The organism is Streptomyces sp. NBC_01390 (assembly GCF_045040105.1).
Lineage (GTDB): Bacteria > Actinomycetota > Actinomycetes > Streptomycetales > Streptomycetaceae > Streptomyces.
Genome location: NZ_CP109551.1, coordinates 3,333,838 through 3,349,438 on the forward strand (window position 1 = coordinate 3,333,838; position 15,601 = coordinate 3,349,438).

The window sequence follows — 15,601 nt, forward strand, 5'->3', positions numbered from 1 at the left end:
GCCTAGCTGAAGGAGTCACCGCAGGCGCAGGAGCCCGTCGCGTTCGGGTTGTCGATCGTGAAGCCCTGCTTCTCGATGGTGTCGACGAAGTCGATGGAGGCGCCACCGAGGTAGGGAGCGCTCATACGGTCGGTGACGACCTTGACGCCGTCGAAGTCCTTGAGAACGTCACCGTCGAGGGAACGCTCGTCGAAGAACAGCTGGTAGCGCAGACCCGAGCAACCGCCGGGCTGGACCGCGACACGCAGGGCGAGGTCCTCGCGGCCTTCCTGGTCGAGCAGGGCCTTGACCTTCGCCGCGGCGGCGTCGGACAGGATGATGCCGTCGGTGACGGTGCTGGTCTCGTCCGATACGGACATCTACATCTCTCCCGGGTTGTACGGAGACTTCTGCCGACGAGTGCAACCGGCGGGGCCGCGGATTCATTCCGGGCCGAGAGTCTGTTCTTTCCGTTCTTCTCCTCTCCATGCTCGCACACGCGCGGAATCGCGAACAGCGGCCTGTGGACAGCCTCCGGGATTCATGTCACATCGACGCTATGAACCTCGTCAAAGTGACGTGAAGGGGTTACGATAGATAACGTCAATTCGACGAAAAGGCATGACCAGAAGAACAGAAAGGGTGCGTGCCGTGACCACCGCCCAGACCACGGAGCTCGACGTACAGCCGACTCCGCTCGCCCTGTTGCTGCTCGGCCGCGAGGCCGACCCGAAGAGCGAGCGGGGCGTCGAGTGTCCCGGCGACCTGCCCTCGCCCTCCGACCCGGACCTGGTCGAGCGCGCCCGCGCGGCCAAGGAGAAGCTCGGCGACAAGGTCTTCGTCCTCGGCCATCACTACCAGCGCGACGAGGTCATCCAGTTCGCGGACGTCACGGGTGACTCCTTCAAGCTGGCCCGGGACGCGGCGGCGCGTCCGGAGGCGGAGTACATCGTGTTCTGCGGTGTGCACTTCATGGCGGAGTCGGCGGACATCCTGACCGGCGACGACCAGAAGGTGGTCCTGCCCGACCTGGCCGCCGGCTGCTCGATGGCGGACATGGCGACGGCCGAGCAGGTCGCCGAGTGCTGGGACGTCCTGACGGAGGCCGGGGTGGCCGACCAGGTCGTGCCCGTCTCCTACATGAACTCCTCGGCCGACATCAAGGCGTTCACGGGCAAGCACGGCGGCACGATCTGTACGTCGTCGAATGCCGAGCGCGCCCTCGAGTGGGCCTTCGAGCAGGGGGAGCCCAATTCGACAAAGGTCCTGTTCCTGCCGGACCAGCACCTGGGCCGCAACACGGCGGTGCGGGACATGGGGATGTCGCTGGACGACTGCGTCCTCTACAACCCGCACAAGCCGAACGGCGGCCTGACGGCGGAGCAGCTGCGCGACGCGAAGATGATCCTGTGGCGCGGCCACTGCTCGGTCCACGGCCGCTTCAGCGTGGACTCGGTGAACGACGTCCGCGCCCGCATACCCGGCGTGAACGTCCTGGTGCACCCGGAGTGCAAGCACGAGGTGGTGGAGGCGGCGGACTACGTCGGCTCGACCGAGTACATCATCAAGGCGCTGGAGGCGGCTCCGGCCGGCTCGAAGTGGGCCATCGGCACGGAGCTGAACCTGGTACGCCGCCTGGCGAACCGTTTCGCACCCGAGGGCAAGGAGGTCGTCTTCCTCGACAAGACGGTCTGCTTCTGCTCGACGATGAACCGCATCGACCTCCCCCACCTGGTCTGGACCCTGGAGTCCCTGGCCGAGGGCAAGCTGGTGAACCAGATCACGGTGGACTCGGAGACGGAGAAGTTCGCGAAGCTGGCACTGGAGCGGATGCTGGCCCTGCCGTAGGCGAGCCGCTCGCACCCGTGTCCATTCGGGTGTGCTCACGTTCTTAGGGATGTACATCTTAGATGTACATCCCTAAGAACGAGGTGACTGAGAGTGCCGCGACTGTCCCACCGCGACATCCCCAAGCCGTCCCAGATCTTCGACCGCGACTGGGAATGGAGCGAGCTGACCGCATTCGCCTCCAACGAGGAACCCGGACCACACCTCGCGGTCGTCTCCGGGCGCCGCCGACAGGGAAAGAGCTTCCTGCTCAAGGCCCTCACCGCAGCGACGAACGGCTTCTACTTCGCCGCTGTCGAGGCCACACGGGCCGAGTCACTGAGTCTGCTCGGCGAGGAGATCGGTCGATTCACGGACGCTCCCGTGCCACCCCGCCCCCACCACTGGAGCGAGGCCCTGGAACTGCTCTTCGACCTGGCCGCGCAGCGCCCCGTCACGATCGTCATCGACGAGTTCCCGTATCTGGTTCGGGGCGACGCCTCCCTCACCTCCCGCCTCCAAGCGGCCATCGGAGCAGGATTCGGCCGCGATCTGCGCCACCACCCGCGCATCCTCCTCTGCGGCAGCGCGATGTCGTTCATGGGCGGCCTGCTCTCCGGCACGTCACCGCTGTACGGCCGCGCGAGACTCAACCTCGTAGTGCACTCCCTGGGTTACCGGGAAGCGGCCGAGTTCTGGGGCATCGCCGACCCGAGGCTCGCCGTCCTCACCCATGCCGTCGTCGGCGGAACCCCGGCCTACCGGCGGGAGTTCGTGGCCAACGACGTACCGGAGGGAATGGACGACTTCGACGACTGGGTGTGCCGTACGGTCCTCAACCCCATGCGCCCCATCCACGCCGAGGCCGAGTTCCTGCTGGCCGCCGAACCGGACGTACGCGATCGGGCGCTGTACCACTCCGTCCTCGCGGCGGTCGCGGCCGGCAACCACACCAGCGGTGGCATCGCGAGCGCGGTGGGCCGTAAGGCCACCGATATCTCCCAACCGTTGACGGTACTCAAGCGATGCGGACTGCTGACCTTGGAAGCGGACGCCTTCCGCGGCAACCGCAGCGCTTACCGCATCGCCGAACCGCTGATCACGTTCCACCACGCGGTGGTACGCCGCAACCAGGCCCTCATGGCCGAGCAACGCAACCTGAAAGCGACCTGGTCCCTGTCCCGGGACACGTTCCTGAGCAAGGTCGTAGGCCCGCACTTCGAGCAGTTGTGCCGCGAGTGGGTCTCCTGGCACGCGGAACCCGAGACCTTCGGCGGCCTGCCCATCGACGTCACGTCGGGAACCGTCGCCGATCCGGCGACCCGTACCTCCCACGAGGTCGACGTCGTCGTACGCGGCGCCGTCGGCCAGGACCACGGCATCCTGCTGTCGATCGGCGAGGCGAAGTGGAACAAGGTCATGAATATCGGCCACCTCGAACGACTCCGGCACATCCTCGGGCTCCTCGCGGCACGAGGCATCGACACGAGCCATGCCCACCCCGCCTGTTACAGCGGCGTCGGATTCTCGGCGGACCTGCGGGCTGCGGCGGAACGGGGTGAGGTCGTGCTCGTGGATCTGGAGCGGCTGTACGGCGGGGCGTAGTCCCGCCTCAGCCCTCACCGTCACGCCATGGAAGGGGCTACCGATCCGCTGGTCGTGCCCTCCGCCTCACCCGTGAAGGCCAGGATTCCGTGCACGTGGCACACAGGGGAGGTATTCCTCTTGCGGTTCGCAAAATCTTCCAACAATTGATAGCCGGCACACAGAACAACTTCGTTTCCCTGGTACGACTCCAGGTTAATCACTGCGGCCTCAAGAAGACCGATCTCGTCCGTGAGCAGAGGAATGCTGCTGCGCCCTTGGAGCGAGGAACAACCGGCTCGTGCATAAAGCATGGGTACCAGAGCGGATCCGCTGGCGTTGGCGAGGGTTTCTTTGTCGACCTCGCCCGAATCGACCATGCGCGCGTGGGCATGGTCGAAGATTTCTATAAGGGTAACCACCTCTGAAATCGCTACCGCAATCGCATCCGGGACGACCGGAATCAATGGATCGCGAGGCTGGTCACGGTGACGCCGACGCATCGTTACTCCAAAAGGCCCTGGACAGGGGGATGAACGCTGACGCTCCTTACTGGCACCGCCCTGTTCCGCACCAGCTAAAGATCTTCACACTTGACCCTTGGTTTGTCATGCCCCTCCCATTGCGATGACTTGAACAACGCGGCCCCACCTTCGGCCATTACTACTCAAAAAGGATATTTCTGACCTAGGTGGAAGCGGCAAACAATATAGAATATCCACTAAGTGAGCATTTGTCGTTTCGAAAAGATTTAACAAGCCCGACCGGCCCTCTTGGTTCAGCGTCGGCCGCTCAGTATCGATTTCCAGTCGTCGACTCGGGCGCGGCGGCGCCACTCCCACCCCCCACGCCACCCGCCCTCGCCGCAGCCCGCCCGACTCCTAGCCCTCCGGCAAGCGCTCCCCGCGACTTGCCGCGATCCGCAGCGCATCGCCCAGCGCCTCGGCGAGCCGCACCCCGGTGAACCTCAACTCCCGTTCCTCCACGCCCTCCCGGGCCAGCAGCGGCCTCGCCTCCGCCAACACGAACTCCGCCGAGTCGAGCAACTCCGACTCCAACTCGTCCGCCAGGCAGGACAGTCGGCTGTTCGGGTCGGCGGTACTGAGGTAGCACGGGCCGCCCTCTGGCGTGGTCCATGGCAGCAGCCTCAGCCGCGCACCCATTCCGTCGCGCATCATCACGTGACTCCCTTCGCTCCGGTCCCTCTGGCGGTCGCCAACACCGGTGATTACCTTTTGTGCTCAGATGGTCACCCTGTGACATGTGTCCTCAACAGAGGGGCCGTGTCCCAGCGTTGAGATCGGGACGACCGGATCAGCTGACACGAGACGAGAGGCGGGACCGATGACGTTCAAGCCGCAGCAACTCACCCCGTACCACTCCGCCCGCCACTACTTCGGCGCGGAGCAGCGCCGCCACCGCGAGGCCGCGCGGCTGTCGCTCGTGCAGTTGGCGGAGATCCTCAGCTCCAGCAAGAGCACGCTGGCCCGGGTCGAGACGGCCGAACTGATGCCACCGCCCGACCTGCCCACCCAACTCGACGCGGCCTTCGGCACCGACATGCACTTCCACGGGCTGTACGAGCTGGCCAAACGCGAGGCGCATCCGGACCAGTTCCGCCGGTTCATGGACTTCGAGGCGCAGGCAGAGGTCATCGAGACGTACGACCCGCAGGTCGTCCCAGGGCTGTTGCAGACCCGGGAGTACGCCGACGCCCTGCTCAGCCTCCAGGAGGAGCTGCCCCGGGAGAAGGTAGAAGAACTTGTCAACGCCCGTATGTCCCGCCAGGATCGCCTCCGCTCGGCACAGCCCCCTCTCCGGTGGGCGATCATCGACGAGGCGGTCCTGCGGCGGCCGTTCGGTGACGCGGAGTGCATGCACAAACAACTGGCCTGGCTACTCGAACAGGTGGATACTCCGGAAAGCAAGGTCCAGGTGATGCCCTTCAGTGCCGGTCCCTACTTCCTGATGGGTGGCGTACTGAACCTGCTGAACCTTCCCAACGGCTCCACCATGGCCTACGAAGAGGGCATTGAGGTCGGCCACCTCTACGAGGACCGGGAGTCGGCGAAAAAATGGCGGCGACGCTACGACGTACTCCGCGCCAACGCCCTCTCGCCGGCCACCTCGGCGGAGCTGATCCGACAGGCGATGGAGGACTACACGTCATGCGACACACCCTCGAGCTGAACTCCGCCCACTGGCGCCGGAGCAGCTACAGCAACGCCAGTGGGGGGGCCTGCGTCGAGATCACCGAGGACCTCCCCGGCCTCGTCCCCGTCCGCGACAGCAAGAACCCCCAAGGGCCCGTGGTCGTCGTCCCAGCCGCGACCTGGGACACGTTCGTCAACTTCCTCAAGGCGTAAGACAGCAGGAGGACGACGGCCGGGGCGTGTACACGCCCCGGCCTTTGCCAACGCTTTTGCACGCTCACGGCAACTTTCGTGTCCTCCGTGGCGACACGAGAGAAAACCGGGCCTTTCACATAGGGAACGACGTGAGCAAGAGAACAGCCTCCCCGCGCCACCGGCGGGGTCTATCGAGCGGTCGCCGTCGGCCGGTCCTGATCGCCGTACTGGCCACTGTGCTGACCGGAGGGGTGGTGCTCGGCGCGGCTCTGTTGTCGCGCCCCGATGCCGCTCCGGTCGCCGGGGCGTCCTCCCCGTCGGCGACGACATACCGCGCGCACCCGTCGCCCACCGCACCCACGTCACCGTCGGTCTCCACGTCATCATCGGTCTCCGCGTCACCGTCGGCGTCCGTATCCTCTTCGGTCTCCGCGTCTCCGTTGGTTTCCGCATCGCCGTCGAAGCCCCTGCGGGAGGGGACCAAGGCCGCGGTGAAAGCCTCCGCCCCGGCCACATCCCAGACCTCGTACGGCGGCTGGCCGACCGCCACCGGCGAGCGCGCGGTGACCGCGACCATCGAGGTCTCAGGCACCTACGACGGGGGTCTGAAGCGCTTCCGCGGCTCCGGCAGTCTGGGCACCGACGGCCAGGCGGAGGACCAGGGCCCCCTGTTCGAACTCGCCGACGGCGCCGTGCTGGAGAACGTCATCCTCGGCGACCCGGCCGCCGACGGTGTGCACTGCCTGGGCAGCTGCACCATCCGCAACGTCTGGTGGGAGGACGTCGGCGAGGACGCCGCCACCTTCAAGGGCAAGTCCGCCTCGGCGGCATACCTGGTCGACGGGGGCGGTGCGCGCAATGCGGACGACAAGGTCTTCCAGCACAACGGAGCCGGCACGGTGACCATCAGGAACTTCCAGGTGGCGGCCTTCGGCAAGCTCTACCGCTCATGCGGCAACTGCGAGACCCAGTACCAGCGCCACGTCGTGATCAGCGGCGTGCGGGCGACCAGCCCCGGCAAGGTCCTGGCGGGCGTCAATGCCAACTACGGGGACACAGCCATCATCTCGGGTGTGACGCTCACGGGCGGCGACAGCCAGGACATCACCGTGTGCCAACGCTTCCGGGGCAACAGCAGTGGCGCGGAGCCGACCGTGCTGGGCAGCGGCCCCGACGGCACGAACTGCCGCTACAGCACCTCGGGCGTCACCTACCGCTGATCCGCGCCGGGCGTGCACGCAGCGAACGAGGAGGGCCGGGTCCCGTACGAGACCCGGCCCTCACTCATGGCTCATTCGACCGCGCTCACACTCCGGCCGGTTCCGGGACCTGCTCCGCCTTCGTCTCCCTCTTGGCCATCCGCTTCTTCGCTCGGCGTTCCTTTCGGAGTTCCACCAGTGCGTACAGGGTCGGAACGAGCAGCAGGGTCAGGGCTGTTGACGTGATGAGGCCGCCGATGACTACCACTGCCAGCGGCTGGGCTATGAAGCCGCCCTCGCCTGTTACTCCCAGCGCCATCGGGAGGAGGGCGAAGATCGTCGCCAGGGCCGTCATCAGGATCGGGCGGAGGCGGTGACGGCCGCCTTCGACCACGGCTTCCACCACTCCGTAGCCCTGCGCGCGGTACTGGTTGATCAGGTCGATCAGCACGATCGCGTTCGTCACCACGATGCCGATCAGCATCAGCATGCCGATCATCGCCGGGACGCCCATCGGGGTGCCCGTGGCGACCAGCAGGCCGATCGCGCCCGTTGCCGCGAACGGGATCGACACCAGGAGGATCATGGGCTGGATCAGCGAGCGGAACGTGGCCACCAGGAGCATGAAGACGATCGCGATCGCCGCCAGCATCGCCAGTGCCAGGTTCTTGAACGCGTCGTCCTGGTCGGACGACACCCCGCCGATCTCCGCCGTCGCGCCCGCCGGGAGCTTGAGGGCGTCCAGCTTCGAGGTGAGGTCGGCGCTCACCGCGCCGGTGTTGTCGCCGGTCGGGCGGGCTGTGATCGTGGCCGCCCGCTGGCCGTCGATGCGGGTCATCGAGACCGGGCCGTCGACCAGCTGTACGTCGGCGATGTCGCCCAGCTTCACCGCGCCCAGCTGGAGCGCCTTCAGCTCGGCCAGGGTGCCGGCCGGCTTCGCCGACCTGATGACGACGTCCCGCTCGGTGTCGTCCAGGGTCGCCTTGGCCGCCGTCGTGCCCTTGACCGCCTCGGCCACCGCCGCGCCCAGCGTCTGCTGGTTGTAACCGGCCGCCGCCGCCTTGGAGTTGGCCCGCACCGAGATGCGCGGCACGCTCTGCGCCAGGTTGCTGGTGACGTCCGTGACGTCGTCCAGGCTCGCCACCGAGTCGCGTACCTCGTCCGCCGCCTTGCGCAGGGTGTCCGCGTCGGCCGCCTTCACGACCACGCTCAGGTCCTGGCTGCCGAAGCCGTCACCGGCCGCGATGGTGGTCGTACCGATGCCGGAGAGCTTGGACAGGCCCTCCTCGATGCTGTCCTGGACGTCGTCCGCCGACGCCGAGTCCTCCAGCATGACCTGGTAGGAGGCCTGGTTGGTGTCCGTGCCGCCGCCGAAGGCCGCCAGGAAGCCGGACGAGCCGATCGTCACCTGGTAGTCCTTGACGCCCTTCACGTCCGCGAGCAGCTGCTCGACCTTCTTCGCCTGGACGTCCGTGGCCGCCAGGCTCGTGCCCGGCTTCAACTGCTGCTTGACGGTGAGGACTTCCTGCTCGCCCTGGTCGAAGAAGTTGGTCTTCAGGAGCGGGGCCATGCCGAAGGTGCCGATGAGGACCACCGCCGCGATCGCCACGCTGGTCAGACGGCGACGGGTAGCGAAGCGCAGGACAGGGACGTACACGCGCTGGAGCCTGCTCTTCGCCTCCTTCTCCTCCGCGAGCCTGCGGGCCTCGTCGGCGTCGTCCGGAGTGTCCTTCGGGGCGCGCAGGAACCAGTAGGAGAGGACCGGGACGACCGTGAGGGAGACCAGGAGTGACGCCAGCAGGGCCGCCGTCACCGTCAGGCTGAACGCGCCGAACAGCTGGCCGACCATGCCGCCGACCAGGCCGATCGGCAGGAAGACGGCAACCGTGGTGAGCGTGGACGAGGTGACCGCGCCGGCCACCTCACGGACCGCCTTGAGGATCGCCTCCTGGCGCTCCTCGCCGTAGCCGAGATGGCGCTTGATGTTCTCCAGGACCACGATCGAGTCGTCGACCACCCGGCCGATCGCGATCGTGAGCGCGCCCAGCGTCAGCATGTTCAGGGACAGGTCGCGCGTCCAGAGGACGATCAGGGCCAGGACGACCGAGAGCGGGATCGAGACCGCCGTCACGAGGGTCGAGCGGACCGACGCCAGGAACACCAGGATCACGATCACCGCGAAGAGCAGACCGAGGCCGCCCTCCGTCGTCAGGCCCTTGATGGACTTCGCCACCGCCGGACCCTGGTCGCTGACCACTGTGATCGTCGCGCCGGTCCCCACGTCCCCCCGCATGTCGGCGAGTTTGTCCTCGACCGCGTCCGAGATCGACACCGCGCTGCCGTCGTTGTCCATCGTGACGGTGACGGCGAGGCTCGGCTTGCCGTCCGTACGCGTGATCGAGTCGGCCTTGGCGGACTCCTGCTTGACGGCCGCCACGTCGGCCAGGCGAACCGGCTTGGCCTGGGAACCGGGCGCGCCCGCGACCATCAGGTCCGCGATCTGCTCCACCGAGGTGAAGCCGCCGCCGACCTGGACCGTGCGGTTGGTGCCGGCCTCGTCGAAGGAGCCCGCCGGGACGGTCGCGCCACCCGCCTGGAGTGCCTGGGCGAGGGCGGTGGAGTTGAGGCCCGCCGCCGTCAGTTTCCTCTCGTCCGGGGTGACCGTGATCTGGACGTCCCGTACGCCGTCGACCGTGACCTGGCCGACGCCGTCGATGGCCCGCAGGTCGGGGACCACCGTGCGGTCGAGCCGGTCGGCGAGGGCCTGCTGGTCCTGGTCGGACGTGACGGCGAGGACGACGGTCGGGATGTCGTCCGTCGAACCGGCGACGACCTGCGGGTCAACACCGTCCGGGAGGAGCACACGGGCCCGGTTGACGGCCTGCTGGACGTCGGCGACGAGCTGCTTGGTGTCGTTGCCGTAGTCGAAGGACGCCGTGATGAGGGCGTTGCCCTCACTGGCGGTGGAGGTGACGCCGGTGATGCCGTCGACGCCTTCGAGGTTGTCCTCGATCGGCTCGACGACCTGCTTCTCGACCACATCGGGGGACGCACCCTGGTACGGCGCCAGGACGGACACCACCGGGAGTTCGATGGTGGGCAGCAGCTGTTGCTTGAGCTGCGGTATCGCTATCGCTCCGAAGACGATCGCGACGATCGACATCAGGCCTATCAGGGCCCGTTGCGCGAGGCTGAACCTGGACAGCCGGGACATGGGTGAGCGTCTCTCTTCTGTGGCCTGAGCGGAGGAAGGGCGCATACATGACACATCCGGGCGTGACACATCTCTGCGCGACACATCCGTGTGTGGCACATATGAGCGCCCGCCCTTACACCCTGAGCCATGGAACATCCCGTTCCCTAGCTCCCAGGTCCCGTTTCCTTACCCGGTCCCTACTCCGACCGCAGTACGCCCCGCGGAGCTCACTCCACCCTTGGACGTACCAGTCCCGACTCGTAGGCGATGACGACGAGCTGGGCCCGGTCCCGGGCGCCCAGCTTGGCCATGGCCCGGTTGACGTGCGTCTTCACCGTCAGCGGACTGACCTCGAGGCGCTCCGCGATCTCGTCGTTGGAGTGTCCGCCGGCAACCTGCACCAGCACCTCGCGCTCCCGCCCGGTCAGCGCGTCCAGCCGGTCGGTACGGGCCGGGTCGCGGCCGTCGTCCAGCACTTCGCCCTGTGCGAGGAACTGGGCGATCAGCCCCTTGGTGGCGGCCGGCGACAGCAGCGCCTCGCCCCCGGCGGCGATCCGGATCGCGTTGAGCAGTTCCTCGGGTTCGGCGCCCTTGCCGAGGAACCCGGACGCGCCCGCGCGGAGCGACTGCACCACGTACTCGTCGACCTCGAACGTCGTCAGCATCACCACCCGCACATGCGCGAGCCCCGGATCCGCGCTGATCAGCCGGGTCGCGGCCAGCCCGTCGGTGCCCGGCATCCGGATGTCCATCAGCACGACATCGGCGCGCTGCTCCCGCGCGAGGCGCACCGCCTCCGCCCCGTCGGACGCCTCCCCGACCACCTCCATGTCGGCCTCCGAGTCCACGAGCACGCGGAAGGCGCTGCGCAGCAGTGCCTGGTCGTCGGCGAGCAGGACACGGATCGTCATGGGCGGTCGTCCTCGTTGAGTCGGCGGATCGGTGGATCTGCGTGCGGCCGGCTACGTCTGCGCGGTTGTCCGTACGGGGCTGCCCGCGCCCTCCGTGGGACGCGGCCTGCTCTTCACCGGCAGGATCGCATGTACGCGGAAGCCGCCTCCGTATCGGGGACCGGTGGTGCAGTCGCCGCCGACCGCGGTGACCCGCTCCCGCATCCCGAGCAGCCCGTGCCCGCCGCCCTCCTCCGGACCCTCCTGGCCCGCTCCCCGCCCCGGCCCGTTGTCCAGCACGGTGATCTCGATGTTGGGCCCCACCCGTACGACGCTGACCTCGGCCTTCGCTTCCGGTCCCGCGTGTTTCTGTACGTTCGTCAGGGCTTCCTGGATCACCCGGTAGGCGGCCAGGTCGATGGCCGCGGGGAGGGTGGTGTCCTGGTCGGCGCGGGCGACCTCGACCCGGAGTCCGGCGTTGTGGAAGGTGCCGACCAGCTCGTCGAGCCGGTGCAGACCGGGGGCGGGTTCGGTGGGCGCCGCCGGGTCCCCGGACTGGCGCAGCAGGCCGACGGTCGCGCGCAGCTCGTTCAGCGCCGAGCGGCTGGCCTCCCGTACGTGGGCGAGGGCCTCCTTGGCCTGGTCGGGGCGCTTGTCCATGACGTGCGCGGCGACTCCGGCCTGGACGTTGACGAGGGCGATGTGGTGGGCGACCACGTCGTGCAGGTCACGGGCGATACGCAGCCGCTCCTCGGCCACGCGGCGGCGGGCCTCCTCCTCGCGGGTGCGTTCGGCTCGCTCGGCGCGCTCTCTTATGGCGTCGACGAAGGCGCGGCGGCTGCGTACGGCGTCACCCGCGGTCGCGGCCATGCCGGTCCAGGCGAAGATGCCGAGGTTTTCCTGCGCGTACCAGGGCAGGGGCCCGGCCAGCATCGCGGAACCGGTGAGGACGGTCATCGTGAGGAGGCCGACGCGCCAGCTGGTGGTGCGGTCGGTGGTCGACGCGACGGTGTAGAGGGCGATCACCGCGGACATGGCGACCGGGGCGCGCGGATCGGCGGTGACCGACTCGACGAGGGAGGCGGTGCCGGTGAACGCGAGCACCTTCATGGGGGCGCGGCGGCGGAGGATGAGTGCTGCGGCGCCGAGCACCATGAGGACCAGGCTGAGCGGGTCGGGGGTGCGGGCGGTCCAGGCGCCGCCGTCCTGGCCGTGGGGGTCGACGAACGAGCCGCCCAGCATGCAGAGGAGGACTGCTGCGGCGAGGGCGACGTCCAGTGCGAGGGGGTGTGCCTTGAGGTGGCATCGGGCGCGCTGGAGGGTGCTCACGGTTGTCAAGTTAGCTCACCTGGGCGTTCCTGGGGACTCCCGTCCCCAGACCCCTGCTTCGGCCCTGAACGGGCCTTGTCCTCAAGCGCCGGACCGGCTGGAGAGCGGACCCTCACCCCGGAATCAGGCCGTCGTCGCCCAGTAGTTCCCGGACCTCCTCCAGAGTCGCGTCCGGCGACGGGAGGATGAGGTCCGAGGGTTCCAGGGAGTCGTCGGGCAAGGGGTCGCCCAGTTCGCGGACCTTGGACAGGAGCGACTGGAGGGTGCGGCGGAAGCCGGGGCCGTCGCCGACTTCCATCTCCGCCAGGAGCACGTCGTCCAGCTTGTTCAGTTCGGTGAGGTGACTGTCCGCCAGCCTCACCTGGCCCTCCCCCATGATCCGTACGATCATGTCGCCCTCCTCAGGCGTGGCCTACCGCTGTCGGCTACTGCTTGTCGAAACGCGGGGTGTCCTTCGGCTGCTGCTGCGACTGCTGCTGACCCGCGCCGCCCTCGATGGCCTGCTGCCCCGACGACGAACCGCCGGCCAGCTCCGCCTTCATGCGCTGCAGCTCCAGCTCCACATCCGTACCACCGGACAGCCGGTCCAGCTCGGCCTGGATGTCGTCCTTCGCCATGCCCGTGGGGTCGTCGAGGGCGCCCGAGGCGAGCAGCTCGTCGATCGCGCCGGCACGCGCCTGGAGCTGTGCCGTCTTGTCCTCGGCCCGCTGGATCGCCATGCCCACGTCGCCCATCTCCTCGGAGATGCCGGTGAAGGCCTCGCCGATCCGGGTCTGGGCCTGGGCGGCGGTGTACGTCGCCTTGATCGTCTCCTTCTTGGTGCGGAAGGCGTCGACCTTGGCCTGGAGGCGCTGCGAGGCGAGGGTGAGCTTCTCCTCCTCGCCCTGGAGAGTCTGGTGCTGTGTCTCCAGGTCGGTCACCTGCTGCTGGAGGGCGGCACGGCGCGAGAGCGCCTCGCGGGCCAGGTCCTCACGGCCCAGCGCGAGCGCCTTGCGGCCCTGGTCCTCCAGCGTGGAGGACTGCTTGTTCAGCTGGGCGAGCTGCAGCTCCAGGCGCTTGCGGCTGGTCGCCACGTCGGCGACTCCGCGGCGCACCTTCTGGAGCAGCTCCAGCTGTTTCTGGTACGAGTAGTCGAGGGTTTCGCGCGGGTCCTCGGCCCGGTCAAGGGCCTTGTTCGCCTTCGCGCGGAAGATCATCCCCATACGCTTCATGACACCGCTCATGGGCTTCGCGCGCCCCCTTCTGACGGACTCCAGCTCCAGCACCTGCAACAGGACCAACAGTACGGGCCCTGCCTCCATTACCGCACTGTTCCGGGCCCGATGCGCTCATCCCCAAGGACGACCGCGATCTGTCCGACTCCGGCGTAGGGAGTAGGTGAGCCCCTACTGCCTGTCTCTTCAGACGACCGGTGTTGCCGGATCGTTCCCCACTCGGCTGGGGTCCATGCCCCGATACCCCTTACCCTTGGGTTTTGTGTTCCGTAGCCGTGCCAAGGAAGAGAAGGCCCCCGCCGACAAGGCGCTGGTGACCGACTCCAAGCAGACCCGTGACCCGCAGGCGCCGAAGGGCAGGCCCACTCCCAAGCGGAGTCAGGCCCAGTCCCAGCGCCGCAGCGTGGCCAGTACTCCGACGACGCGCAAGGAGGGGGCCAAGCGACAGCGTGACGAGCGCCGTTCCGCGATGGAGCGACAGCGCCAGGCGCTCGCCAGTGGGGACGAGCGTTATCTCCCCGCCCGCGACAAGGGCCCGGTGCGCCGTTTCGCGCGCGATTTCGTGGACTCGCGCTTCTGTGTCGCCGAGTTCTTCCTGCCGATGGCCGTGATCATCCTCGTGCTGAGCATGGTGCGCGTCGGTGCGCTGCAGAGCATCGCGCTGCTGCTGTGGCTCTTCGTGATCGTGCTGATCATCGCCGACTCGTTCTTCATCGCGTTCCGGATGAGGAAGCAGCTGGCCGCGCGCTTCCCGAACGAGCGGACGAAGGGCGCGGTCGCCTACGCGCTGATGCGCTCCCTCCAGATGCGTCGCCTCCGGCTGCCGAAGCCTCAGGTCAAGCGCGGAGCGCGGCCCTGAGCACTACGTCCTTCTCCGGGGGCGCGGCGGATGCCTGGCTGGACAAGCTGGGCGGGCTGCGGAATGTCGTACGGCAGGAACTGGTGGCCCGGCAGCTCGACGAGCAGATAGCCGGGCGGTTCCCGGTCGGGCAGCGGCTGCGGGTGCTCGACGTCGGTATGGGTCAGGGCACGCAGGCGCTGCGGCTGGCCCGGGCCGGCCATCACGTCACCGGTGTCGAGAAGGACCCGAGGATGCTCGACGCGGCGCGTGAGTCGCTCGCCGCCGAGCCCGAGGGCATCCGTGAGCGCGTCCGGCTCCTGGAGAGCGACGGCCGCGACACGGGGGTGCACTTCCTGCCGGGCAGCTTCGACGTCGTGCTCTGTCATGGCGTACTGATGTACGTCGAACTGCCGGACGCGCTGCTGGCGGGGCTGGCGCGGATGCTGGCGCCGGGCGGGCTGCTGTCGCTGCTGGTGCGCAACGGCGACGCGCTGGCGATGCGGTCGGGGCTCGCCGGGGACTGGGCGGGTGCGCTGGGTGCCTTCGACACGGACTCTTACACGAACCGGCTCGGGCTTGAGGTGCGAGCCGATCGGTTGTCGGTGTTGACGGGGACGCTCGCCGGGATCGGGGCGCCGTTGCATGCGTGGTACGGGGTTCGGGTGTTCACGGACACGGCGTCCGACGACGCGGAGGCCCCTGGCGACCTGGATGCGTTGCTGGCCGTGGAGGAGCGGGCTGGGCGTACGGATCCCTATCGGCAGGTGGCGGCGTTGCTGCACCTGTGCGGGGTTCGGGGTTGAGCGGTCGTTGCTTCACTGCGGGCCTGTGGGGGCTTGTCGCGCAGTTCCCCGCGCCCCTGAAACTGCCCCCGTGCGCCCCTAAGGGGCGCACGGGGGCAGTTTCGTTCCACTACGCCTCCTGGGCGTCCTTCAGGCTCATCGGGCCGTAGATCTTCGTCGTGTCCTCGAACAGGTGCACCTGTTCGATGCCGCCTGCGAGAAGGTCCTTCCAGTACTCACCGATCCAGGACTCGGCGTCCCCCTGCGTCGTGAACTCCTCGGGCTCCACCGCGGGCTGGACCTCCGCCCCGTCGGTGTTCTCGAACCGCCACGTCCATGCCGCCATGTACGCCTCCAAGATATGAACCGCTGCAGACCAGGAACCGGATCTTGATCCGGCTCCTGGTCCGAG

The 15,601-nt window shown here is 68.1% G+C and carries 17 protein-coding genes; 7 read left to right on the forward strand and 10 right to left on the reverse strand.

Annotated elements, in window-relative coordinates; genetic code table 11:
• Positions 1–2: 2 nt before the first annotated feature.
• Entirely contained in the window at positions 3–359 is a 357-nt protein-coding gene (locus tag OG241_RS14885; RefSeq protein ID WP_006380335.1) for an iron-sulfur cluster assembly accessory protein, read from the reverse strand.
• A 271-nt stretch (positions 360–630) separates the two neighbouring features.
• On the opposite strand from OG241_RS14885, the gene nadA reads away from it, so the two are divergent.
• On the forward strand, positions 631–1,827 hold the full coding sequence (gene nadA / locus OG241_RS14890) for a quinolinate synthase NadA (RefSeq protein WP_405815821.1): 1,197 nt from the start codon (positions 631–633) through the stop codon (positions 1,825–1,827).
• 93 nt (positions 1,828–1,920) lie between these two features.
• Positions 1,921–3,411 carry an ATP-binding protein gene (locus tag OG241_RS14895; protein WP_405815822.1) on the forward strand — a complete coding sequence of 497 codons (1,491 nt, stop codon included), beginning with the start codon at positions 1,921–1,923 and terminating at the stop codon, positions 3,409–3,411.
• A gap of 20 nt (positions 3,412–3,431) precedes the next feature.
• On the opposite strand, the gene OG241_RS14900 is transcribed toward OG241_RS14895, so the two are convergent.
• The gene (locus OG241_RS14900; RefSeq protein WP_405815823.1) at positions 3,432–3,893 is read right to left on the reverse strand and encodes a hypothetical protein; all 462 of its coding nucleotides are present in this window, start codon (positions 3,891–3,893) and stop codon (positions 3,432–3,434) included.
• 378 nt (positions 3,894–4,271) lie between these two features.
• Positions 4,272–4,568, reverse strand: coding sequence for a hypothetical protein (locus tag OG241_RS14905; RefSeq protein WP_405815824.1), 297 nt, complete (start codon positions 4,566–4,568; stop codon positions 4,272–4,274).
• Between the two features lie 166 nt (positions 4,569–4,734).
• On the opposite strand from OG241_RS14905, the gene OG241_RS14910 reads away from it, so the two are divergent.
• Both OG241_RS14910 and OG241_RS14915 read left to right on the forward strand, forming a co-directional pair.
• The gene (locus tag OG241_RS14910) at positions 4,735–5,580 is read left to right on the forward strand and encodes a Scr1 family TA system antitoxin-like transcriptional regulator (RefSeq protein ID WP_405815825.1); all 846 of its coding nucleotides are present in this window, start codon (positions 4,735–4,737) and stop codon (positions 5,578–5,580) included.
• A complete protein-coding gene (locus tag OG241_RS14915) occupies positions 5,559–5,756 on the forward strand; it encodes a DUF397 domain-containing protein (RefSeq protein WP_405815826.1) in 198 nt (65 codons plus the stop codon). The genes OG241_RS14910 and OG241_RS14915 overlap by 22 nt, the downstream gene beginning before the upstream one ends.
• Positions 5,757–5,871: 115 nt before the next feature.
• Here OG241_RS14915 and OG241_RS14920 read toward each other — a convergent pair whose 3' ends face one another.
• Positions 5,872–6,315 (reverse strand): hypothetical protein, encoded by a 444-nt coding sequence (locus OG241_RS14920; RefSeq protein WP_405815827.1) that lies wholly within the window; start codon positions 6,313–6,315, stop codon positions 5,872–5,874.
• On the opposite strand from OG241_RS14920, the gene OG241_RS14925 reads away from it, so the two are divergent.
• Positions 6,302–6,958: a pectate lyase gene (locus tag OG241_RS14925; protein ID WP_405815828.1), complete on the forward strand. Its 657-nt coding sequence runs from the start codon at positions 6,302–6,304 to the stop codon at positions 6,956–6,958. The genes OG241_RS14920 and OG241_RS14925 overlap by 14 nt on opposite strands.
• Positions 6,959–7,043: 85 nt before the next feature.
• On the opposite strand, the gene OG241_RS14930 is transcribed toward OG241_RS14925, so the two are convergent.
• The 5 genes from OG241_RS14930 to OG241_RS14950 form a co-directional block, all read right to left on the reverse strand.
• Positions 7,044–10,151, reverse strand: coding sequence for an efflux RND transporter permease subunit (locus OG241_RS14930; protein WP_405815829.1), 3,108 nt, complete (start codon positions 10,149–10,151; stop codon positions 7,044–7,046).
• A gap of 209 nt (positions 10,152–10,360) precedes the next feature.
• Positions 10,361–11,044, reverse strand: a complete 684-nt coding sequence (locus tag OG241_RS14935) for a response regulator (protein ID WP_405815830.1) — start codon at positions 11,042–11,044, stop codon at positions 10,361–10,363.
• Between the two features lie 51 nt (positions 11,045–11,095).
• The gene (locus OG241_RS14940) at positions 11,096–12,352 is read right to left on the reverse strand and encodes a sensor histidine kinase (RefSeq protein ID WP_405815831.1); all 1,257 of its coding nucleotides are present in this window, start codon (positions 12,350–12,352) and stop codon (positions 11,096–11,098) included.
• A 112-nt stretch (positions 12,353–12,464) separates the two neighbouring features.
• On the reverse strand, positions 12,465–12,743 hold the full coding sequence (locus tag OG241_RS14945) for a hypothetical protein (protein ID WP_405815832.1): 279 nt from the start codon (positions 12,741–12,743) through the stop codon (positions 12,465–12,467).
• A gap of 34 nt (positions 12,744–12,777) precedes the next feature.
• A complete protein-coding gene (locus OG241_RS14950) occupies positions 12,778–13,575 on the reverse strand; it encodes a PspA/IM30 family protein (protein ID WP_405826220.1) in 798 nt (265 codons plus the stop codon).
• 223 nt (positions 13,576–13,798) lie between these two features.
• Here OG241_RS14950 and OG241_RS14955 point away from each other — a divergent pair, with 223 nt between their 5' ends.
• Positions 13,799–14,425, forward strand: coding sequence for a DUF3043 domain-containing protein (locus OG241_RS14955; protein WP_405815833.1), 627 nt, complete (start codon positions 13,799–13,801; stop codon positions 14,423–14,425).
• An 83-nt stretch (positions 14,426–14,508) separates the two neighbouring features.
• The gene (locus OG241_RS14960; RefSeq protein WP_405815834.1) at positions 14,509–15,210 is read left to right on the forward strand and encodes a class I SAM-dependent methyltransferase; all 702 of its coding nucleotides are present in this window, start codon (positions 14,509–14,511) and stop codon (positions 15,208–15,210) included.
• Positions 15,211–15,319: 109 nt separating this feature from the next.
• On the opposite strand, the gene OG241_RS14965 is transcribed toward OG241_RS14960, so the two are convergent.
• On the reverse strand, positions 15,320–15,535 hold the full coding sequence (locus OG241_RS14965) for a hypothetical protein (protein WP_405815835.1): 216 nt from the start codon (positions 15,533–15,535) through the stop codon (positions 15,320–15,322).
• Positions 15,536–15,601: the final 66 nt, after the last annotated feature.